This window comes from Bacillus sp. FJAT-22090 (assembly GCF_007676755.1).
Taxonomy (GTDB): Bacteria; Bacillota; Bacilli; order Bacillales_A; family Planococcaceae; genus Psychrobacillus.
The window spans coordinates 220,215-241,655 of sequence record NZ_VEBK01000004.1; the positions used below are offsets into that span (position 1 = coordinate 220,215).

The 21,441-nt window shown below is 34.8% G+C and carries 22 protein-coding genes and 1 pseudogene; 6 read left to right on the top strand and 17 right to left on the bottom strand.

Annotated elements, in window-relative coordinates:
- Nucleotides 1-135: 135 nt before the first annotated feature.
- Nucleotides 136-1,089 carry a D-alanyl-D-alanine carboxypeptidase family protein gene (locus FS486_RS08150; RefSeq protein ID WP_186321393.1) on the top strand — a complete coding sequence of 318 codons (954 nt, stop codon included), beginning with the start codon at nt 136-138 and terminating at the stop codon, nt 1,087-1,089.
- Between the two features lie 309 nt (nt 1,090-1,398).
- Here FS486_RS08150 and FS486_RS08155 read toward each other — a convergent pair whose 3' ends face one another.
- From FS486_RS08155 to FS486_RS08165, 3 genes are all read right to left on the bottom strand, one after another.
- Nucleotides 1,399-2,019, bottom strand: a complete 621-nt coding sequence (locus FS486_RS08155) for an FMN-binding negative transcriptional regulator (RefSeq protein ID WP_144510840.1) — start codon at nt 2,017-2,019, stop codon at nt 1,399-1,401.
- 175 nt (nt 2,020-2,194) lie between these two features.
- Nucleotides 2,195-2,521 (bottom strand): four-helix bundle copper-binding protein, encoded by a 327-nt coding sequence (locus tag FS486_RS08160; RefSeq protein WP_144510841.1) that lies wholly within the window; start codon nt 2,519-2,521, stop codon nt 2,195-2,197.
- 68 nt (nt 2,522-2,589) lie between these two features.
- Entirely contained in the window at nt 2,590-3,171 is a 582-nt protein-coding gene (locus tag FS486_RS08165; protein ID WP_483861231.1) for a DUF1541 domain-containing protein, read from the bottom strand.
- Between the two features lie 305 nt (nt 3,172-3,476).
- On the opposite strand from FS486_RS08165, the gene FS486_RS08170 reads away from it, so the two are divergent.
- A complete protein-coding gene (locus tag FS486_RS08170; protein ID WP_144510843.1) occupies nt 3,477-3,980 on the top strand; it encodes a DUF2798 domain-containing protein in 504 nt (167 codons plus the stop codon).
- Between the two features lie 88 nt (nt 3,981-4,068).
- Here FS486_RS08170 and FS486_RS08175 read toward each other — a convergent pair whose 3' ends face one another.
- Both FS486_RS08175 and FS486_RS08180 read right to left on the bottom strand, forming a co-directional pair.
- Nucleotides 4,069-4,812: an SDR family NAD(P)-dependent oxidoreductase gene (locus tag FS486_RS08175; protein ID WP_144510844.1), complete on the bottom strand. Its 744-nt coding sequence runs from the start codon at nt 4,810-4,812 to the stop codon at nt 4,069-4,071.
- A 113-nt stretch (nt 4,813-4,925) separates the two neighbouring features.
- Nucleotides 4,926-6,158, bottom strand: a complete 1,233-nt coding sequence (locus FS486_RS08180) for a helix-turn-helix domain-containing protein (RefSeq protein WP_144510845.1) — start codon at nt 6,156-6,158, stop codon at nt 4,926-4,928.
- A gap of 147 nt (nt 6,159-6,305) precedes the next feature.
- Between FS486_RS08180 and FS486_RS08185 the strand changes: the two genes are divergently transcribed.
- Nucleotides 6,306-7,064 carry an SDR family NAD(P)-dependent oxidoreductase gene (locus tag FS486_RS08185; RefSeq protein WP_144510846.1) on the top strand — a complete coding sequence of 253 codons (759 nt, stop codon included), beginning with the start codon at nt 6,306-6,308 and terminating at the stop codon, nt 7,062-7,064.
- Between the two features lie 137 nt (nt 7,065-7,201).
- Here FS486_RS08185 and FS486_RS08190 read toward each other — a convergent pair whose 3' ends face one another.
- The 3 genes from FS486_RS08190 to FS486_RS08200 form a co-directional block, all read right to left on the bottom strand.
- On the bottom strand, nt 7,202-7,489 hold the full coding sequence (locus FS486_RS08190) for a spore coat protein (RefSeq protein WP_144510847.1): 288 nt from the start codon (nt 7,487-7,489) through the stop codon (nt 7,202-7,204).
- Between the two features lie 20 nt (nt 7,490-7,509).
- Nucleotides 7,510-7,713 carry a hypothetical protein gene (locus tag FS486_RS08195; RefSeq protein ID WP_144510848.1) on the bottom strand — a complete coding sequence of 68 codons (204 nt, stop codon included), beginning with the start codon at nt 7,711-7,713 and terminating at the stop codon, nt 7,510-7,512.
- A 405-nt stretch (nt 7,714-8,118) separates the two neighbouring features.
- Nucleotides 8,119-8,496, bottom strand: a complete 378-nt coding sequence (locus FS486_RS08200) for an SET domain-containing protein (protein ID WP_144510849.1) — start codon at nt 8,494-8,496, stop codon at nt 8,119-8,121.
- A gap of 253 nt (nt 8,497-8,749) precedes the next feature.
- Between FS486_RS08200 and ltaS the strand changes: the two genes are divergently transcribed.
- Nucleotides 8,750-10,714: a lipoteichoic acid synthase gene (ltaS, locus tag FS486_RS08205; RefSeq protein ID WP_186321394.1), complete on the top strand. Its 1,965-nt coding sequence runs from the start codon at nt 8,750-8,752 to the stop codon at nt 10,712-10,714.
- 161 nt (nt 10,715-10,875) lie between these two features.
- Here ltaS and FS486_RS08210 read toward each other — a convergent pair whose 3' ends face one another.
- Nucleotides 10,876-11,592, bottom strand: a complete 717-nt coding sequence (locus tag FS486_RS08210) for a dihydropteridine reductase (protein WP_144510850.1) — start codon at nt 11,590-11,592, stop codon at nt 10,876-10,878.
- Nucleotides 11,593-11,861: 269 nt separating this feature from the next.
- Here FS486_RS08210 and FS486_RS08215 point away from each other — a divergent pair, with 269 nt between their 5' ends.
- On the top strand, nt 11,862-12,314 hold the full coding sequence (locus tag FS486_RS08215; protein WP_144510851.1) for an NUDIX hydrolase: 453 nt from the start codon (nt 11,862-11,864) through the stop codon (nt 12,312-12,314).
- A gap of 429 nt (nt 12,315-12,743) precedes the next feature.
- Here the strand turns inward: FS486_RS08215 and FS486_RS08220 are convergent, their stop codons facing one another.
- Complete coding sequence (locus FS486_RS08220) at nt 12,744-13,424, bottom strand: TetR/AcrR family transcriptional regulator (protein ID WP_144510852.1); 681 nt, start codon at nt 13,422-13,424, stop codon at nt 12,744-12,746.
- A 130-nt stretch (nt 13,425-13,554) separates the two neighbouring features.
- On the opposite strand from FS486_RS08220, the gene FS486_RS08225 reads away from it, so the two are divergent.
- A complete protein-coding gene (locus FS486_RS08225) occupies nt 13,555-14,907 on the top strand; it encodes an MATE family efflux transporter (protein WP_144510853.1) in 1,353 nt (450 codons plus the stop codon).
- 346 nt (nt 14,908-15,253) lie between these two features.
- On the opposite strand, the gene FS486_RS20420 is transcribed toward FS486_RS08225, so the two are convergent.
- The 7 genes and pseudogenes from FS486_RS20420 to FS486_RS08260 form a co-directional block, all read right to left on the bottom strand.
- Nucleotides 15,254-15,433 carry a DUF1003 domain-containing protein gene (locus tag FS486_RS20420; RefSeq protein WP_260858061.1) on the bottom strand — a complete coding sequence of 60 codons (180 nt, stop codon included), beginning with the start codon at nt 15,431-15,433 and terminating at the stop codon, nt 15,254-15,256.
- 282 nt (nt 15,434-15,715) lie between these two features.
- Nucleotides 15,716-15,849: pseudogene (locus tag FS486_RS08235) on the bottom strand (arsenate reductase); the annotation flags it as partial.
- A gap of 132 nt (nt 15,850-15,981) precedes the next feature.
- Nucleotides 15,982-17,277, bottom strand: coding sequence for an arsenic transporter (locus tag FS486_RS08240; protein ID WP_144510854.1), 1,296 nt, complete (start codon nt 17,275-17,277; stop codon nt 15,982-15,984).
- Between the two features lie 14 nt (nt 17,278-17,291).
- A complete protein-coding gene (locus FS486_RS08245) occupies nt 17,292-17,636 on the bottom strand; it encodes an ArsR/SmtB family transcription factor (RefSeq protein ID WP_144510855.1) in 345 nt (114 codons plus the stop codon).
- A gap of 932 nt (nt 17,637-18,568) precedes the next feature.
- Complete coding sequence (locus FS486_RS08250) at nt 18,569-19,513, bottom strand: DUF4365 domain-containing protein (RefSeq protein WP_142541074.1); 945 nt, start codon at nt 19,511-19,513, stop codon at nt 18,569-18,571.
- Nucleotides 19,514-20,118: 605 nt separating this feature from the next.
- A complete protein-coding gene (locus FS486_RS08255) occupies nt 20,119-20,541 on the bottom strand; it encodes a hypothetical protein (protein WP_229677480.1) in 423 nt (140 codons plus the stop codon).
- Nucleotides 20,542-20,678: 137 nt separating this feature from the next.
- A complete protein-coding gene (locus FS486_RS08260; protein WP_142541073.1) occupies nt 20,679-21,140 on the bottom strand; it encodes a hypothetical protein in 462 nt (153 codons plus the stop codon).
- Between the last annotated feature and the right edge of the window lie 301 nt (nt 21,141-21,441).

Below are 21,441 nucleotides of genomic sequence, written 5' to 3' on the forward strand. Positions count from 1 at the left end.
AACATAGACTTTTTCGAAAAACTATCTATACCTTAATCTTAAGAAATTCTTTAACTTTTCTTTCCTTTAAATTAATATCCACTCACTACAATAAAAGAAATGAAAAATTATTCACGAGAAAAGGTGGAGGACCCGATGAAACGCAGAAAGCTAAAAAGAAAAACTCGATTACTAATTATTCTTATCTCTTTGTGTGCCTGTTATATAGGCGCATACAAGTTCAGTCAAAGTAACTCAGTCCAAGGTTTTATAAACGAGATAATAGAGGTATCTGGTCCATTAACAGACTTTACAGATTCATCATTAGAAGCTCCAGACATAAAAGGTCACGCAGCAATTCTACTGAATGCATCTACAGGAGAAATATTAATGGAACAAAATGCGGATAACCCTTTTCCTGTAGCAAGCATGTCCAAAATGATGACTGAGTATATAGTACAGGAGCAAATTAAAAATGGAAGTATGGACTGGGATGATTTGGTAGTAATGTCACACGCTGCGAACAACATGGATCCTCAAGCGGTGAAAATTTATGTCAAAGAAAATGATTTACTAACAGTTCGTGATTTATATAATGCGATGGTCATTTATTCTGCAAATAACGCTACTATAGCTTTGGCAGAGCATATAGCAGGATCAGAAAGAAAATTTGCTAAGCTAATGAATAATAAGGCTAATAAAATTGGCCTTTCTTCCAAAACGAATTTTGTAAACTCTACGGGCTTATTTAATACAGATGGTTCTGAAAACGTTATGACAGCTAGAGACGCAGCATTATTAGCTAGCCAATTATTAAGTGATTTCCCAGATGTACTCAACACAACCAAAATGCTTGAATACAAATTAGCTTACGATGGGACAACCTTAAAGAATTCGAATGCAATGCTTGATCCCCAAAATCGAAATTTATACGATAACCTGGTAGATGGATTAAAAACGGGTTTTACTGAAACTGCAGGATATTGCTTTACAGGGACTGCACGGAAAGGGGATAAACGACTCATCTCGGTGGTGATGGGTACTAAAAGCGACGATGCTCGTTTTCTTGAAACACAGAAACTACTCTCATTTGGATTTGGACGTTTTTAATTGATCAAAACAGAAAATAATTAAAAGAGGCGGTCGGATTGAATGCTGCACCGTTAGCAATTCAATTCCAACTGCCTTTTTGATTTTATAACTCCGCTTGAGTCCCCTTTCAGATCTCCCCCCAAATGCACTTGCGTTCTTATACTTTTTATCCATTAAAATTTAGGAAACAGGTAAGGAAGAACAATTGTCTCTTATTTTAGGCTTAATAAAATTCGATAAAGTGTGCATTTTTCTACAAGCGAGCCGAAACACAAAACATGTGCGGTAGAATAAGATGGATAATCAACAGACAAGATAAAATACTTATTAAGTTTCTCTATTTTTCTTCGCCATCAATTGTGCCATTTGTTTTGAGTCTAAATCGTCTTCCTCCTGTAGCTTTTCAATGATATTATGATAATCTTTTTCATTACGATTCTGACTTAATTTGTAGGCAGCTTGAATTTCTTTCACTTTAATTTTAAAACCTACGATTCCTTTTAATTCTTTTTCTAACACTTGCGGAGAAAGAGTGTCCCATAAAACTGGATTTTCACGATGTTGTTCGTATTTTTGCAGCAGCCTTGTAAGCTCTTGTTGTAACTCCTCTTCATTCATAATACTAGCTGATCCATACATATGTACTGCCTGATAATTCCATGTTGGAACATTTTCATGCTCATACCAAGAGGACGAGATATAAGCATGTGGTCCTTGAAACATAACTAAAATGTCTTCCTCATTTTCAAAGGTTCTCCATTGTGGATTCCCATACGCCAAATGTCCAGTTATATAGTAATCCTCCTCTATCTTACTGAGACTCAAAGGTAAATGAGTAGCAATCGGTTTCCCCTTTCTAGTTGTAACGATTGTACCAAAGGAGTTCTGTTGAACAAACTCACTAATTTCATTTACATCTGTGGCTTTAAAATATTTTGGGACATACATATTAGCTTCCTCCTCAGTTCATATATGCAATGCGATTTAAATTAATCATATAATACAAACCGACATCTAAACAGATACGTTATGTAAAAATTCTATTTTCATAAAAAAGGGTACAGCCAAAGTAATATTTACTTCTTTGACAGTACCCTTTTTTTAGTTGAATTTATAATCTTTCTTACTTACTCATTTCACGACATGCTACGGCACATTTTCTGCATGCCTCGGCACATTTTTGACAGTGATCATGTTCATGCTTCTCACATTCTTCTGCACAACTTTCACAAATATCCGCACAAAGCTTGCAAATTTCTTCCAAAAATGGGCTATTCGTGGTCATTGCTTGTATGGTAAACGCACATATATCTGCACAAGCACGATCTAATCGGATACATTCTACCATCATGTTAACATTGTCTTCTTTTAAACAAGCATCAAAGCATGTATTACATGCCTCTAAACATTCTAAACAAGCCTTAAGACATTCTTCATATTTTGGATTCATCGAAACACCTCCTACATATAATTATCTGTCATTAGTATCATTTTTCCCCTAGCGTAATAGGTTCAAACCTATTTAGGAGTTAGTTCACTTTCTGTTACCCATTTATGGTTTTTTACCACTTCCCCGCCGGTAGTCGGGGTGTAATCTATCATGTATACAGTTGTTTGTTCGGCTCTATCTATTTCTCCAGTAGCACCTTTCATGCCTGTCATGTGATCAGCCTCAATGGTAACTTTTGTCCCGGGTGCTAATACTTTTTCTCCCGCATCTTTAATCTCTTCTTGAATAACCCATTTATGATTGTCCACTTTTTCTCCACCATGGGTAGGAGTGTAGGAAATGACATAGGCAGTGGTATCATAAGCACCAACAACAGTTGCTTCCGCACCTTGCATTCCTTCCATATGGCCTGTTTTAAGAATGACTTTGCTTCCTACTTCAAAGGTAGGATTCTTCGCTTCACCCAAACCCTTAGGAACTTCACCTGTATTTGTATGGTTCATATCCGAATGAGGCATGTCTACATTTTCTTCTGTATTAACATTCACGTTACTTTCTTCCTCTGTACTTATCTCTTTTTTACTACTATTACATGCCGATAATGTAAATGCAGTTGCAAACGAAATAAATCCAATTATTATTTTCCTCATCATTATCCTCCTAATTCCTAGTCTCCTCTTTGTTTAACCATTCCCTTTCCCAATTATTCGTAAACAGTTGACCAGTTGGGGTCATTTTTTCAATCCTCAACGTCTCTTTGTTTACAAGGATATGTCCTATTTGAGGAAACAATAAAAATATATGTCTAAACTATGAACACTCTTTTTTTCTTAGAGACAAAAAACTCTTACATCATAGAGAATTGTTTTGCTATACTAACCAACAGACTAATTGGTATGTTTTTGTATTTTAGCCTATTGCTAAGGTCTAAATAAGTTTTGAGAGGAAGGCATATATGAAACAAGAAGCAAGATTACCTAGAAACGGCAAGGAAGGTGCATTGTATGGTGCGATTATTTGTACATTGACAGTTCTATTTATGACTTCCTTAAATATCATTCTAGCAGTCGGTGATTTTAATAAAGAGGTTGCCTTTACAATACTTAAGGCGTTACCGATTATTTGGATTATTGTCATGATTATTGAGCCAGTTCTTATTGGCCGAATTGCAGAAAAACTGGTTGTTAAATTTACAGAACCAACAGATAGCTTTAATGCTAAAATTCTATTTCGCATCTTATTTACTGTATTAGGAATGTCCATTACCATGACGATTATCGGTGACATTGTAGGAAATGGTTTTCATTCAGAAATTTTTAGCAACTTCTTATCAAATTGGCCAAGAAATTTCTTGGTCGTCCTTATTGCAGAAAGCTTAGTAATTCAACCAATTGCACGATTTGCAATGGTTAAATTACATGCCGCTCAGGATAGAAAAAATCAGGTCATTACGATGTGAAAGTTAAAAAGAGGGACAGTATGTAGCAAGCCACATACCGTCCCTCTTTTTTGTTATTGCTGTCGTCTGCCTTCGTTTTGCCTTGTTATCAATGTGCAGTATACCCGCCATCAACTAGTAGCGTTGTGCCATTTACAAAACTAGCATCATCACTTGCTAAAAATAACACTGCTTTTGCTATTTCTTCTGGTTTTCCAAGTCTTCCTTGTGGATGAAGAGACGCTAAGTATTCCTTCGTTTGGGAATCGACCGCAGCAAGTAATGGTGTTTCAATATACCCTGGACAAATCGCATTAATACGTATCCCATCTTTTGCATAAGCTGTACATAGATTTTGAGTTAAGAGCTTAACTCCACCTTTGGCAGCAGAATATGCAGTTGGGTTTGGTAACGAAACAAAGCTATGAATCGAACCAGCATTAACAATGACACCACCTGTTCCTTGTTTAAGAAACTGCTCGATTGCATACTTATCAGAAAGGAAAACACCCGATAAGTTAATATCGATCGTTCTTTTCCACTTTTCATAGGATAATTCATGAGCAGGGGCATCATCAGCCACTCCGGCATTTGCATACATAATATCAAGCCTGCCGTATTTATTTACAGTTTCACTAATCATATGTTTAATTTGGTCTTCGCTAGTTACATCCGTTTCTACGAATAGAGTATCCTGTCCTTTTGTATTTAATTCTTCTGAAATACTTTTGCCACGTTGAGAAAAATCGGCAATGACTACTTTTGCTCCTTCTTCAGCAAATAGACGTACTGTTGCTTCACCTATTCCACTTGCTCCACCTGTAACAATCGCTACTTTGTCTGTTAATCTCATCTTAATCTCTCCATTCCATGAAACGAATAATTATAATTCACTTCTTCCTATCTGCTACATGTGGAAACTACACAGTCTAAATTATTCTTCTCCAGTCATGTTGATTTAATACCCTAAGTAGGATTGTTCCTAAACTGCCTTGGTGTTAAACCAGTGTATTTTTTAAAAACTTTTATAAAATAACTTTGATCGTTAAAGTTTAGCCAAGTGCTTATTTCTGAAGTTGAATAATTCGTTAAAAGTAACAGTCTCTTCGCTTCCTCTATACGTTGTCGCTGAATATACTCACTTATTGGCATACCAACTTCTTTTTTAAAAAGAGATGATAAATAATTTGGACTTAAACTACATATTTCTGAAAGCTCATCAAGCGTGATATCCCCATACAAATGCTTAAAAATATAATCTCGACATGTAGTGATTGCTGCAGAATACTTCTCTATATTCAATTGATGCACTCGTTTCGTAAAATCTATTATCGCTTCTTCCATTAAGTTTAATATCGCCTTTAGGTTTCTTAATTCCTCAAGTTGTTGAATGTAAAAATCACTTAAGGTAAATGCTGTTTCCTCATTTAAGCCACCTTCAATTGAAGCTCTGCAAACAAGCGCGATTCCAGTTATCATTAAATTTTTTTCACTTCTTAAGCGGTTTCGCTTCGATAATAAGCCCAATTCTGCCTCTCCTACAATAGAGTAGTCAAAGGTATCCTTTAATTTGTCTAATCGCCCATTCTTGACATAATCAAGCAAAACCCTTTCGTATGAAAGATTTGAATGGAAAATGAAATTCATTCTTCCTTTAGAAAGCTCGAGTTCCAATTCTTCCGATTCCATCACGTCATGACTTAACGCCTTGTTGTTTTGTACAACAATCGTTTCCTCTAACATTTTACGATACGCTAAATAATAAACCAAAAGGCTAATTGCTAGAAGTTGTTGTTTATCTATAATTGGGACGAATCGATAATATTCTAGGAGCTTTCCTTTATTCACGTTTCCTTTAAAAATATCCAGGATCTTGGAAATATCTTCTTCGGATATTTCCGACTCCAGTGTAGGTCCAACAATAATAGTTCCCAAAAATTGATTGGTTTCTCTAAGATTGATAAAAAAACAATTCAAATTTGAATTCGAGAAGAAGATAGGAAAATCATGTGGGTCCTCCTCGTAACTATATACTCTGATCTGCTCTTTGAATGGCTCATAGTATGGATTTTTCCGCAGTTCTGTTTTTGAAAGCTCATATTCAAATTCGCCAAATTGATTGACATAATAAACAGGGATTTGATGAATGTCATAAATAAGCTGACAAATAAATTGTAAATCCTCTTTGAATACTTTCATCTGCGTATATTCTCCTTCCACTTTTCACCGGTTACATTCTATTAATAATAAAAAAGTACCATTATCCGTAAGATACTACAATCAATAATTCTTTAGGCGCTATAAAATAAGAGCTGTAAGATATTAAAAAACAAAGGGGAGCTAAACATGGAATTAACAAACAAAATTGCATTAATTACCGGTGCTGGAAGTGGAATCGGAAGAGCAAGCAGTTTGAAACTTGCTCAAAACGGCGCAACTGTTGTATTAGTAGATTACAATAAGGAAACAGGTGAAGAAACATTAAAGCTAATTAAAGAGCAAGGTGGCGAAGGAATCTTCGTTCCAGCCGATGTATCTAAAAGTGAAGATGTGCAAAACTATGTAAATAAAGCAGTTGAAGTCTACGGACGTATCGATATATTTTTCAATAATGCAGGTGTAATCCAAAAATTCGCACCTTTTACGACAGTAGAAGAATCTGAATTTGATCGTATTATGAATATCAATGTAAAAGGAGTATTCCTTGGATTGAAATACGTGTTGAAAGTTATGGAAGAGCAAGGAAGCGGATCTATTATTAATACTGCTTCTACTGCCGGAGTTCGTCCTGAACATAGCGTAGCTGTATATTCTGCAAGCAAACATGCAGTTATAGGCTTAACTAAGGGTGCTGCGATGGAATATGCAAAAAAAGGAATTCGTATTAATGCCCTTTGTCCAGGTGGCGTTCAAACGGCGCTAACAGCAGGTGTTGCTGACCAGTTTGCAAAAGGTGGTTATATTCCTGAAGAGATTTCAAATATGAGAATGGGACGATATGCTGAGCCGCAAGAACTAGCAGAAATGGTAGCTTTCTTAGCTTCAGATAAAGCGAGCTATATGACTGGCTCGGTAGTACTTGTAGATGGCGGGTTAACGTTATAATCTATTTGGATAACCGTAAAAATAAACAGCTTGTGATTATTTTTAAATAATCGCAAGCTGTTTATTTTACTTTCCAATTCTGAAAACCATTATTCCATCGCCGAAACTATGTTAGTTGATTTTCTTCTACGATCTGATTAGTCACCTGGATGCAGGTTAATTCGCATAAGTTCCTGTACTTTCTCAACCTGCTCTTTTGATGCAAGCTCGGTTTTATACCAACCTCTATTGTTCATTATTTCAAAAAGCTTATAATGGTTGGAACTCGCATTTTCAAAACATTGCTCATAAATTTCCCGTAGCGGCTGATGTGTGGTCTCTAACAACGTATTGCTGATGCTTCGGCAGCGTCCCTTCTCTAGCTCTAGACAAAGCTGAAGCATTTCACGGTCTGTTAAGCCACGACCTGCGATATTATTTGGCATTATGAACCCACCTTTTGCATTTAATGAGCGTCGTTTGTTCTATTAAAGTATTGGGCGAGGTCAGCAATTTTTAACTGATGTTTCTCTGCCATATCCTCGAGTATTTTTCTTAATTCTTGATCGTTGCATTGTGCTGCACACCAGTTCATCGTTTTCCCGGTTATCTCCTCTGCACGGATTTCATCCTCCATAAATGCCAATTCCTTCATCGTTAGGACGGTCATCTACTTTCACCTCCCACAAAAAATATAATGTAAAATTAGTATTGTTTGTATGGTGTGATTTTATCCTTTACAAAATAAAAAAGACTTTTGAGAATAAACTCTTAAAGCCTCCTTGATTTATAGATTAATCAATTCTTGAGCTGTTATTTCATTCTGCGACTTTTGCCGTCACGAGTAATCAGTAGCAATTGCCTGATCAGCAAACATAGGGAATTTATATTATTTCGCTATAGTTGATTCATTATCATTTTTTTAAACAATTATTCATCCTCTCCTTTTTCAAACCTTAAAGGAGAATTCATTTTTGGGAAATGTACAAGGGTATGTAAATAGAAAGACCATGGAGCTAATATGTCCATGGTCTTAAATGTGTACTCTTTTGGATGATCAAAGGATTCTCAGCACCTAATCTTGATTAAACCATAGTGGGTCTTGGTCATCCACATCTCCATTATAATTAATCAGAATTTCTTCTCCTGCTTTAATATCGGTGAAAGCATAGAAATCAAATGTATGATTTTTAAAATTGATATCATAAGTTGCATTAGGCTCATAAGAATGGTTGAATAACATGCCATAACCAAGAAGGATAGCAGAATGATTTATCCCATACTCGAAAGCATAATCAGCTAATATAGTTTGCTCTATGTGCTGATGCTGGTCATTTGGATAGGAAATGACTGGGGCTTCATGTAAAAGCTCTCCTTTTTTAATATCACGTGTCGCAAATACTCCTCTATTGAATTCTCCATCACTTAGTGGAGATGTTTTTACCTCTATCATATCGGTTCGCCTACTCACTTTTAAAATTTTCTTTCTTACTGTACCATTAAATTGGTCATGAAGGGTTATTTTATTAAGGAAATTTATACTCAGCTACAAGTGTGGGAGGACGACATATGGAAGTCCTCTTACTTGACATAAGTTAAAAAAAGAGGTAGGTTATATTAGCTTTATAAATTATATTAAGATCACTTTTTAATAAATTTCTCTTATTAATTTAAGCTGAAAACTAGTCTAATAGGAAGGTGAGGAAATGGGAATTTTAAATAATAAAAAAGCTGCCTTTTCAAGCAGTTTCGGTAGTCTATATTTTTTAGCCGTTTTCATGTTATGGATCAAAACATATATAACACAAGTAACTCAATTTAACTTAGGGGTAGAAGGACTTCTTCAACAATTCCTTTTGCTTTTAAATCCACTTGGCTCTGCCATGTTATTTCTTGGATTTTCTTTTATTTTTAAAGGGCGGGCAAAATATATATCACTTGTTGTAATTTACACTCTTATGTCCATTCTTTTATATGCAAATGCAGTTTACTATAGATTTTTTAGTGACTTTATTACATTACCAACGATTACTCAAACGCAGAACTTTGGAGACTTAGGTGGCAGTGTAGTTTCCTTATTAAAACCTTACGATATATTGTTCTTTGTTGATATACTTTTGTTAACTTATCTTTGTCTATCTAAAAAAATATCAAAAAGTACTAGCAGAGTTGGATACAAAAAAGCAATTGCAGGGCTTGTTTTTGTAATAGGAATTTTTGCTTTAAATTTAGGATTAGCTAACTTAGATCGTCCCCAGTTATTAACTCGCGGCTTTGATAGAAATTATATCGTTAAGTACTTAGGAATGTATAATTACACTATTTATGACGCTACGGAAACGATAAAAGCGTCTTCCCAAAGAGTTTTAGCTGATAGCGATGATATGACAGAAGTTATTAACTATGCAAAATCTAACTATGCTGAACCAAATCCAGATTATTTTGGTAAAGCAAAAAAAATGAACGTCATCTATATCCATTTGGAGTCATTCCAAAACTTTCTGATTGATTATAAATTAAACGGTGAAGAAGTTACACCATACTTAAACTCATTAACTAAAGATCCGAATACACTGTACTTTGATAACTTCTTCCATCAAACGGCGCAAGGTAAAACTTCGGATGCTGAATTTATGCTTGAAAACTCTTTATTTGGTTTACCGCAAGGTTCTGCATATATTACAAAAGGTCAAAACACTTATCAAGCAGCGCCTGCAATCTTAAAAGAGTCTGGTTATACATCAGCTGTATTTCATGGTAATAACGGCACGTTCTGGAATCGTAATGAGATTTATAAATCATTCGGCTACGAACATTTCTTTGATGCTAATTATTATGACACTAATTCGGAAGATATGGCTGAATATGGTTTATTGGATAAGCCATTCTTTGAACAATCATTAGATCTTTTAAACACGTTACCACAACCTTTCTATACTAAATTTATTACGGTCGGAAACCATTATCCGTATAAAATAAATCAAGACTTAACAACAATTGGGAAAGCCGCTACTGGTGATGCAAGTGTAGATAATTATTTCCAAACTGCTCGCTATGCGGATGAAGCAATTGAACAGTTTATCGGTGAATTAAAAAAATCTGGCTTATATGATAACAGTATGCTTGTTTTTTATGGGGATCATTATGGTATTTCCGAAAATCATAATAAAGCCATGGAAAAAATTATCGGAAAAGAAGTTACTCCTTACGAAAGTGCTAATTTACAACGTGTACCATTAATCATTCACGTTCCTGGAATACAAGGGGGCACCCATCATACCTACGGTGGACAAATAGACCTTCTTCCAACCTTATTACACTTACTTGGAGTCGATTCACAAAATTATGTTCAATTTGGCACCGATTTATTATCAAAAGAGCATAATGATTTAGTAACGTTTAGAAATGGTGATTATGTTAGTCCTACTATCTATTCGTTAGATGAGAAGTTCTATGATGCAACAACTGGTTTACCGCTTGCTGATGATAGTCTATTAGAAAAAGCAAATGAGTATAAGAAAGAAGTAGCCAATAAATTGCAGTTATCCGATAAAATCGTGAATGGTGATTTATTGAGATTCTACACACCAGAAGGTTTTACTAAAGTGAATCCTTCCCAGTACAATTATAGTAAGGATGTAACAGAAGAAACTGTTACTGAAGAAAAATAGATTGCATGGTTTGAATTAGTATACTAGTTGAAAACGCACCAAATCATTTTCATGATTTGGTGCGTTTATTTTTTGTTTTCAAAATGATTAAAAACATCTCGAAGATCCATATTTTTGTAGAGCATCTATTTAACATTTACCAAGAAACTATTTTATTTCGTTTAAATGGTCAATTCAAACGATAAAAACTCAGCCTTTTTTTGTTCATGCTTATCGAGCATAATCTGTTCTGGTTTAATACCCTGTTCCCGCAATACTTCAATATTCTGCTCAAGGAATTCGTCGCTACCGACAACATAGAAGAGTCCATCCTTGTCTGCTGCAAGATTTTTCACTTCTTCATAATAGTCCTTGCGGTTATCGACGAACTGTGAAGTGAACCTTTTGTCAGGTACGGATTCAAAAATATTAGTGAATAAGAAGTCTTTGGTTGAATCGATATTTAGGGAATGAATTTGGTTGACGTTGTCAGCACGATTAAAATAATCCAGTATGAGTGGTCTGAAAGTTGCCAAGCCGACACCCGATGACAGCAGGTAAACATTTTTGTCTTCTCTCTTTAGCGGCACATTCGAATGAGTTTTAAATATCGCAACTTCATCGCCCACCTCAAGACTTCTTAAAATCGTTTTGAACTCAGAACACTGCTCTTTGATACGTGTTGTGATACCGATTGAATTTTCATGCGGTAAAGTAGAAATCGACATGTGACGAATTAGGCTGCGATTTGGTTTTTCTCCAGCATTGAAACCTTCCAATGCGAAGTGGGTATGGGAACCTTCTTCCCATGTAAAGCCTTCCGGACAGTCGAGTAGGTATGTTTTGACCTCTGGTGTTTCTTCTATAATCTTATTTATTTTAGTCCAGTATATTTGCATTAAGTACTCTCCTCATTCAATTATTTGTATTGTTACTATCTAATATACAACAAGTGATAACCATTCTCAATTAAAAAGATTAATTATTTTAGTTAATTTATATAACCCGAGATTACTAGCAACTTAGAAAGAGTTCTTAAATCCTATTAATCTTAAATTAACCAGTTCCTTAACCCAGTAATAAGTTGTCATTCTTACAGAAACTTATGATACTATTGTTCAATATTGGCTAAGCTATAATGAATGAATTAAATAATGGAGATGATTGAGTGTTTAAATATAATGTATGTTTTTTGAAAAGTAATGACCGGATCTTAATGTTAAATCGTGAAAAACCGCCGATCATGGGAGTTTGGAATGGGGTTGGCGGTAAATATGAAGCAGGAGAAACAGCTGATGAAGGAGCAATGCGTGAAGTATTAGAGGAAACAGGTATCCAAGTAAACGAATACTATTCAAAAGGCGTTATTACATGGGATAAAAGTAACGGAGAACAAGATGGGTTACATGTATACTTATTCGAAGTAGATGCGCCTTTATGGAATGAAACTATACAGAAAACAAGAGAAGGGATTCTCGATTGGAAACAAATAGATTGGATTATGAACCCAAAAAACTTAGGGATTGCTGAAATGGTGTCTCAATACTTACCTATTCTACTAGAGAACGAGAATGATTATTTCTTTGAATACAAAGATGGAGAAGTAAAGCTTATAGTGTAAAAAGTAGCGTATTAATAATTAATGGGTAGCCTTTGCAGTAAACAAAATCATTTTTGGTGTATAAAGCTATCAATTAAATTCGGGTTGGGCGGTCGGAGAAATGTTAATATACGCTATTATGGGGGTGAACCAAATTTGCTGTTGAAAATGAAAAAAAGCAATTAAGAGAACAACATAAAATAGCTTACGCTGATGTTTACAAAAAGTTATAGTCAATACGAGAACGACGTTCCCCTTCTTCAACAATCGGGACAGATTATTGAAGAACATTCTTTTATAAAATATCACCAAACGACATTTTGGGTGTATTTTTTCTTTAACGTACGAAGCAGTCTAGATAGGACTTCTATAGATTGTAGAAGCCCTTCCACCTGGTTATAATACATAGTTTATCAGCCCATCTGATAACAGAAGGGGCGTTTTTTATATTTACTCCACCTGTTCCTTTATCACCTGCTCGATCCCGAGCAAAATTAACTTCAAACCAAATTCAAATGCTCTGTCAGTCCCCATCAGCTCAAATAATCCGTTCTTGAACATCCTCCGGAACAGTCCCGCATCCGTCTCATTCATAGAGTCTAAAAGACGAATCATCTCTTCTCCGGGAAGCATTTCATTGGTCTTAAGGATAGCTGAGACATTACGTTGATGTTGATAATCATCTAGAACAAAGTAATAGACATAGTTAACGAGTGTAGTAACCACTTGCATTTTCTGCTCTTGCTCAAGCGGTGTTGATTCCACGCATAGCAGCATCCGGTTGGTGAACCGGATAATATCTGGTTCGTGGGGCAGTGTCATCATCATAATCTGCGTAGAGCATGGATAGCGGCTGAGTACGCTCCGTACCGTTACCGCAAGCTCAGTCAACTGTTCTTTCCAATCCCCTTCTGAGTGGAATTCCTCCAAAATTGTTTTCGATACCTGGTTGCCTAGACGCTGGTATAGATTTTGTTTGCTCTTGAAGTACCAATACAAAGAGGGAGCCTGAATCCCAAGCCTGTCTGCCAATTTTCTCATACTGAGTTTCTCAATACCCTCCTCGCCAAGAAGCTCCCATGAGGCTTCTAAAATCTTATCCTCTGAAATCTGTGGCTGCTGTTTTTTCATCGGTATCCTCCATTCCATCTAACACTGTTAGTTTATGCTTTACAGATTCATAAATACATGATAACATCTAACACTGTTAGATTCAAACTAACACTGTTAGATAACTATTCAAAAGAAAGAAGTGATCCACATGGATGCAGAAAACCTCTATTACTTTGAAAAAGCACCGGTCAGTAAAGCTGTAGCCCATTTCGCTGTACCAATGATGCTCGGCACGTCAATGAGTGTCATATATTCAATATTGAATGCCTATTTCCTTGGTACGCTCCACAGTACTGCCATGTTAACCGCACTCGCATTAACCTTGCCATTATTTGCTATCATTATGGCGCTAGGAAATTTGGTTGGTATGGGGAGTGGTACATTCATCTCCCGTTTACTAGGAGAGAAAAAATATGATGATGTAAAGCATGTGTCTTCATTCGCCTTTTACAGCAGCTTAGTTCTCGGTCTTATCGTGATAGCTGTAGGCCTCCCATTGATTAATCAAATCGTTTATGGTCTTGGGGCAACATCTGACTCCTTCGAATTTACAAAGGACTATGTCACAATTATGATTTTAGGCTCACCATTTGTCATATTGTTCTTCACACTGGAGAATATCGTGCGCTCAGAAGGTGCAGCAATCACGTCTATGATTGGTATGATTCTCAGCGTTGTCGTGAATATTATGCTAGATGCACTAGTCATTTTCGTCTTCGATTGGGGCGTAACTGGGGTTGCGTCTGCTACAGTAATTTCTAACATTGTTGCGAGTGCATTCTACGCCTTTCATGTAGGATATAAAAGCCAATTCTTAACCGTTTCAGTAAAATGGTTCAAAGCTTCTAAAGAGATTCTGAGTAATGTATTTAAAATCGGAGTTCCTGTCTTTATTATGAGTATCTTTTTGGGTGCAATGTCTCTCATCTTAAACCACTTTCTTGTAGAGTATGGGGATCAGGCAGTAGCTGCTTACGGAATATCATCACGTTTATTGCAATTTCCTGAGTTTATTCTGATGGGCTTATGCGAGGGAGTAGTACCGCTCATTGCCTTTTCTTTTACAGCGAATAAAATGCGCATGAAGCATACAATCGGATTTACAATTAAAATGATTGTGGCTTTAGCCTTCGTATTCGGCGTTATCGTCTATCTGATATCTGATAACTTAATTGGTTTATTTACGAATGACCCGTACTTAATTGAAATGGGAAGTTACATTCTGCATGTAACGTTCTTATCCTTGTTTATTACTGGAATGACCACGTTGTTTACGGGTGTATTTCAAGCAACAGCACAAGGAATTGCAGCGTTTATTATGTCAATTATTCAAGGAGTTACAATAATTCCTGTGTTGTTTATCGCCAATCATATATACGGATTCCACGGAGTAATCTGGTCGCTTGTCATTGCAGATGCCGTTTCATTCCTTGTAGGTGCTATCATGCTGTATGTTTTACGGAACAAATTACAGCCAGATTTGGATAGTTTAGTACATTAGAAAAAATAAAACTTACAAAAATGCGTTGGGAGAAACCCCAACGCTTCTTGCTCTATAAAAGATGTTTTACGTTCAGGAGCAGCAAACAGTAGGGCTTTGATTCTATCTGTTCATCTATTTAGGCTTTTTTTTATGAATTAATAGATAGTCAAAGTTCATTTAAATAGGAGTAATGAGAATTTAAACTATTGGCAGTCGGATTTTAATAAACATAATAAAATGAATTCGCTCCTATGTATTAAAACTGACAGAATAAAACCACGTGATTTTTCACAATCCTTACATAAAAAAGTTACAATGTTTCTTTTTCTTTATTTTCTATTAAAGTACCTTGATTTCCATTAGTTCATTTTCTATTCGGTGAATATATTTTAGATAAACATAGATTCAATAAAATAAACGGCGGTTCATCAAAATGGAATCGGGTTATTGACAACGTGTTCCATACTATCCAAATGAACAAAAAAATCGCAAAACAAACGATAAATTTCCAGCTACCTCCGAAGGATGAGATTTGATCTGCCACATGATCAGGCCATCTTGTTTTTCTTTGATATTCTTCTAAATTGTTTAGAATGCTTTTTTCATAGCTATCTAGTAATCGATCAATTCGGAGAGTATTTTCTTGATTTCACTCAATATCCAAACCCTGAATTTGAGATACTTCCTTATTTTGCATTCTTGACATTCTAAATACCTCCCTAATAGGCAGTCTGATGTGATTTTGAATCGGCTAGAAAGGTAGAACTTGATTTACCGGAAACCGGTGTTTGCAGTATTAATTTAACTTCACAAAACTCTGCTCAATCGTCTGGTCAGAAATATCGATACCAACTTCCTTCATCGCTTTAACAACATTTGGGTTTAAGCCATGTGCTTCAATTCCTGCACTTAGAACCTCCCACTCATCACCTAAATATTTTTCCCCCACCCCTCTGCCATTTGGCTTCTGCATGAATTCCCTGTACATAAAAAGTAAAGTGTTTTTTTGGAACATAATAAGAAATCTCCTTTGGTTTCAAGTTTAATAAAAAGCACCGATTTATTTTGAGTTACATTAATTGATTGCCCATATTAGTAAAACGATAACGAAATATATAATCCTAATAGTGTAATAAATAGAATAGGGACTGTTAAGACAATACCTGTTTTAAAATAAGTACCCCATGAAATTTTCACGCCTTTTTGGGATAAAACATGAAGCCATACTAGCGTTGCAAGTGAACCGATCGGGGTGATTTTTGGTCCCAAGTCAGACCCAATCACGTTAGCATAGACAAGTGCTTCTCGAATAGTTCCGGAAGTATTCGTTTCTGCAATTGCCAAAGCATCTATCATAACGGTTGGCATGTTATTCATTAGGGATGATAGGAAGGCTGCAATGAATCCCATCGACATCGTAGCAACGAATAGCCCTTGTTCTACAGCTATTTCTATAACTCCAGCTAAAACGCTTGTAAGTCCTGCATTCCCTAGACCATAAACAACAACATACATACCGATTGAGAAAAATACAATATTCCATGGTGCTTCTTTAATAACTGTTCTTGTATCAACAGCACTACTTCTTCTTGCCATTATAATAAAGAAAATAGCTATTATTCCGGCTATAATAGAAACAGGTATGTGGATGAATTCACTACTAAAGTAACCAACAACCAGTATAGCAAGAACATACCATGAAAGATGGAACATTTTTATATCGTTAATTGCTTCTTTAGGTTCTCTTAGCTTAGATAAATCATAAGTTCGTGGAATGCTTTTTCTAAAATAAAACAATAAAACGCTAATGGTTGCAATCAGAGAAAATATATTAGGAATAATCATCCTAGAAGCATATTCCACAAAACCAATATCAAAGAAATCAGCTGAAACAATGTTAACTAAGTTACTCACCACAAATGGTAACGAAGTTGTATCCGCAATAAACCCACTTGTCATAATAAATGGAAAAATCATTTTTTCTGTGAAATTTAAATTACGAACCATTGCCAAAACAATTGGCGTTAATATTAAAGCAGCACCATCATTAGCAAAGAAGGCAGCAACAATGGCTCCTAAAACACTGACATAAACAAACATTTTAATACCATTACTTTTCGCGGTCTTTGCCATATGTAAGGCTGCCCATTCGAATAATCCGATCTCGTCCAAAATTAAAGAAATTAAGATAATCGCGATAAAGGATAAAGTTGCGTTCCAAGTAATGTCTACTACTTCTATTACATCACTAAAATCGACAACCCCAACTAATAAAGCAATAATCGCTCCTCCACATGCTGACCAACCGATGTTTAAACCTTTAGGCTGCCATATAACGAAGATAAGCGTTACTAGGAATATTATTGATGCTAATATGACTTGCGACAATATGCTAACCTCCATTACTCACATGAGATACGTAATCCCCGTTGTTCCAATTCTTCTAGTTTAAAATCTTGGTTTTTGAGGTGGTGAATTAAACTCTGTATGAAAGGAAAAACATCACTTTCCTTGTTCATTGAATAGATAATCCATTGACCTCTTCTTGTTTCACGTACCAATCCAGCATCTTTTAATTTCCTCACGTGCTGACTAATAGCTGGTTGACTAACTTTAAATATTTCAACGAATTCGCAAACGCAATAATCATTCGTGTCCAACACTTTGAGCATAGTTAGTCTTGTTTTGTCACCCAACAGTTTTAATATAGTGGCAGCCTTTTCTATTTCAATTGTTGATATCTCCATGAAATACCTCCTCACAGTTAATTAACATATAACGATTTACTTATATAATATTTCGCTTATATACTATTTGCAACTGTTTAATTTTATCAACTGACTATTAGTTAAGCTTATCAGGTATACTGAGAAAGAAATTGTAGATAAGAAATGGGATGACCGATAAAGTTGCTCTCCATAGGGAGACAAGAGAAAATAGGGCTAACCAATCTGAAGAGCGTTCTTCAAAAGCTCTTTTTTGATGAATCTCCTTTGGAAAGCAAAAAAATCGTATTCAATAAATTTTATTGAATACGATTTTTTAAACTTAATTTAGTCTGATCTTTCTTGTTTGAACATTTTACCGTTTTGCAACGGTTACCAACTATAATGTTAAGTTACCAACTTTAATATAAATGGACATCAACAACACTTTTGTATAGGACAAATAAAGTTGGAAACACGACTTCTTATAAATTGCGGATTCAAGGGCTATGAAATTTTGCATAGATAAAAATAAAGTTGGAAACGGACAAGTAAAAAATAAAAATAGGTAAAAAAAGTAATTCAAATAAAGTTGGAAACAAAAAGGTATAAAAAAATAAAAAAAGAGACTCTTCTTGGGGGAGCATCAGGAAAACAGTGATTTAATTGGTTACATCTTCCACCACGAATTAAAGCCGAACCTTTCTTGTAATAAAAAAGTATTTTTTGTACTCATTCCAAAATCTCTTCGCATTCTAAGTGCCTAGATTATACGTGTTATTTCATAGAAAAAAAAAAACTACAAAAAAAGAGCAGGTAAATAAGAAAAAGAGATGCCAGAGCACCTCCAGATTTTAAACATAAACCCCCGTTAGCTGAATAAGAAAAGAGACTCTTCTTCAACAATCGCACCCGATTATGGAATAATTATTTTTTTATGTCCCTTCCAACAATTAGATTAAGCTATTAACTTTTTAATTTGAGTACTTTTGTAAGAAATTAAGTAATTCGTTCTCATCATCAAATGCAGGTAAATGCACTAACCTAAGTTCCTGTTGAAATTCTAAATCATGCTTGGCCCAAAAATGGGATTCCAGATTTAAGACTAATTTTTTAGTGAACTCTAATATTTCAATGATGTATTTAAGTATACTTTCACAAACTTTTAATCCTACGCTATATGTAAAAAACCCATCCCACTTTTCATCAGCAAGCTTATACCAATCCTCGAATAGTGGAATGTCATCGTTATCTATTGCTATATAAAAAGTTTGAGCTAACCTCTTTGTTTTTTTATAATATGATTTAAGTGATGTGATCTCATCATGTTCCATTTCCAAAAAGAAATCAAAATAACGACAACTACTCCAAATATTCAAAAAGGAAATAAAAGAATGAAAATATTGCTTCACCTCATTATAGGTGTTCCTCCAATTATAATCATTTAAAATTTTATTAAGTAAAATCATTAATGATAATTGTGATTCTTTCTTATCTTTTATTGACAGTTTGGTATTAGATGATATTTTAATTTGCCTAGAATTCTGTATATCAAGATATGAATATTCACGCCTTGCAGTCAATTGAGCATCGACCCAAAAAATTTCCTCTTTAGTTGTATCAACTTCAAATAAAATTACTGGCATCGAGAAACGCAACCAGTATTTTAACTTGTCAGTGCTAATACTTTTCTTATAATAATCATTTTTAAAGTGTATATTCTTATGTCCTTTGACTTGTCCTTTAAATATTGTTCCAGTTACTTCGCCATCAGTTTGAACTAGCTCAATTTCAACATCAATACCATAATCATTATTTCCGCCTTGCTCCCTTAAAATCCAGTGCTTAGGCAAAGATCGTTTTAGTATTTCAACTGCAGCTTCTCCTATTATATGTGATTCTGTTCTTATTGGACTCATACTCGAATCTCTCCCATAAAACTATTTGAATTTATACATTTCAAACTAAATGTTAATTTTACTAACATTTAAAATTATTTGATTTTTCGCCCTAGAAACTCCATGCATCACGTTTTTCATAAATCAGCTTTCGAACTAAATAAGCATTTCTTAAATTCACCATCAAGCACTACTCTTTTTATTTTATTAAACATAAATTCTAAGGTGATCATTGAGAGTGGTTTCTTCTTTCTAATCTCGGGATTTTCGTTCTTAAAAACAAAAGGTATTCACTTAAAAATTCAAGTCTTCCTCCTCTAAGTTAGGTATTAAAAAAACTACTTTTGATTGGTGGAATGGTAAATTAAATACCTCATTGAATAGCACATTAAAAGAAACAGTAATGTAAATAGACTACCTCGTCTTTCGTTATGTTTATCTAAATAATAGGTCTGGGCCATAAATATCATTAGGATAAGGGACTCGTCCTAATAAGTCTATTAAGAATGAAAGATATTTTTTAACTTGATGTCTGAACGAGTGGAAGTCATCAATGTCCCTATCCCTATATGCATGAATAGCATTTCTCTTTCCTTGAACTTCTTTAAGCCAATCATTATTATCTTTTAGTTCTGCATCGTTCCAAACGCTTTTCTCAAAGAGTAAAATCTTAAGCCATTAAACATAGTACCATCTGGCTCAACTTGTTGACCCCGTTGCATAATCGAATTATTATCAACCTTATAGCTTTCATAGTAAACAGAAAGAAAAAATTTCATGCTACCTTCAACTAAGGCTCCAAGATTTGCCCAAGCTAAAATTAAATCACCATGTTTCGCTTTTTCACTTGGATCTTCTTCCCATTTGTATAACGAGTGACTTAAAGATACCAACCAATCTAATCGCGACTTACTAAGTAGATTGGCTGCATCAATGGGTGCCCAACCTTGTGACTTAGACCAAAAACTACGAATGTGCTCATTAAGTTCTACTATTTTATCAACTGTTTCTAAATAAGATAAGTCTTCAACTGTCCTTCGGCTAAACAATTTGAACACACCTCCCAAATTAATCTCAAATATATAGAATGTTACGTATTTTAAAATGGTATCTAATGAAATTAATATTATGTTATAAGAAGAGGTCATCTCAAAACAGAGATGATCTCTACATATTCAAATAATTACTAATTGAAGCAAGCGTGGGACTTCCTTGGGGTTATTTTAAATACATTATCATGAGAGTAGTAGAAATCGTAATCTCCCATTGAGTTCTTACGAATTGAAATAATCATTTTTAAGTAGCTATTATCTCTGTTCACATCATTGCTAAAAGAATATGCAATATTATCGAGTAGTCCTCTTTCCCTAACAGATAAAGTGATTACCTTACTTTTGGGAGTCCCGTCGAGAACATGTTTGTCAATAACATTTACCGTGGGAATTTCACCACCATTCATAGTCTCTTGAGCGATAAACCAATGAATTTTTTTATTAAATGGCATTCCAAGTAAATAAAGATTCGTCCCAATATTTTCGATATCTGGTAAAGGAAAACAGGAATACTTTTCTTCATTAAGAATACTATCAAACTGGTTAATAATATCCTCATGTTTTAAAGAACTGATGTAGATTAAACTGCCATACATTAAGAAGTCACTCCTTATTCGAAAAAAATAATTTTAGATTTAATTACATAATATTACCAGGTTATTTTGAGTTAAAGCAACCTTTTATGTTCACCATCTCTCACATTCCTTAATTACTTTATTTTAACATTTATCGTTGGTAATTGGGTTCTCTATTAGTCACTCCTTATTGAACTAACCTGCGCCTTTAGTTAATAAGCAAAAAGAGCTGTTTGCCACACCCCATGATATTTAACTAAAGCACCCGTTAGCCATCCATGTAGCGCAAAATCAGCGCTACACCACAGAGAATGAAAATGTG